At 65.8% G+C, this 795-nt stretch carries 1 protein-coding gene and 1 pseudogene; one reads left to right on the forward strand and one right to left on the reverse strand.

Annotated features, from left to right (window positions below; all coding sequences use genetic code 11):
• A partial coding sequence (locus BGN97_RS01640) for a hypothetical protein (RefSeq protein ID WP_292697491.1) occupies nt 1–180 on the reverse strand: 180 nt, incomplete at its 3' end.
• An 82-nt stretch (nt 181–262) separates the two neighbouring features.
• On the opposite strand from BGN97_RS01640, the pseudogene BGN97_RS01645 reads away from it, so the two are divergent.
• Nucleotides 263–795, forward strand: a pseudogene (locus BGN97_RS01645) (transposase); the annotation flags it as partial.

The raw sequence follows: 795 nt of genomic DNA on the forward strand, positions 1-795 counted from the left end.
GAGCAGCCAGACGATCCCGGTCAGGATCAGGACGATGTACCCAACGGGGCGCAGGATGCCGAGCAGCAGGACGCCCCCGATACCACCGACGAGCAGCACGATGATCGGGACCACCGACAGCCAGATGTTCCAGAGCATCGGCCGGTACAGCCGCGTGCGGTACACCAGCGCCCGGAACACGATGAGCCCGGAGGGGCGTGAGGAACGAACTGGTGACAACTGATCGTTAGTGCCGGGAGGCGCTGGCGGGGAGGATGTCATCATGCCAGGTCCCTATCCCAGAGAGTTCTGCGAAGACGTTGTCGCGGTCGCTCGTCGCCGCGAGAGCGGCGTCACCATCAAACAGATCGCCACCGACTTCGGCATCAGTGAAGCACCCCTGCAGAACTGGCTCCGCCAGGCCGACGTCGAGGACGGCAACCGTCCCGTTCAGACCGCCGCCGATGCCGCCGAGGCCCGGGAGTTGAAGAAGCGGATCCGCCTCCTCGAACAAGAAAACGAGGTCCTTCGCCGTGCAGCGGCGTATCTGTCGCAGGCGAACCTGCGCCTCGGTGGCTCCCCAAAATGACGTACCCGCTCGTTTCCGAGCTCGCCGAATCGGGAATCCCTGTGACGGTGTCGTGCCGGGTCCTCGAGCTTGCAAGACAGCCCTACTACCGGTGGCGAGACGCCCCGGTCCGGGACGGACGCCGATGTGCTCCGCGCGTATCGGATCAACGCGCTGCATGACGCACACCGTGATGACCCGACGTTCGGCTACCGATACCTCGCCGACGAGGCCCGGCGGGCGGGGTG

The sequence above is a fragment of the Microbacterium sp. 69-10 genome, assembly GCF_001897945.1.
GTDB lineage: Bacteria > Actinomycetota > Actinomycetes > Actinomycetales > Microbacteriaceae > Microbacterium.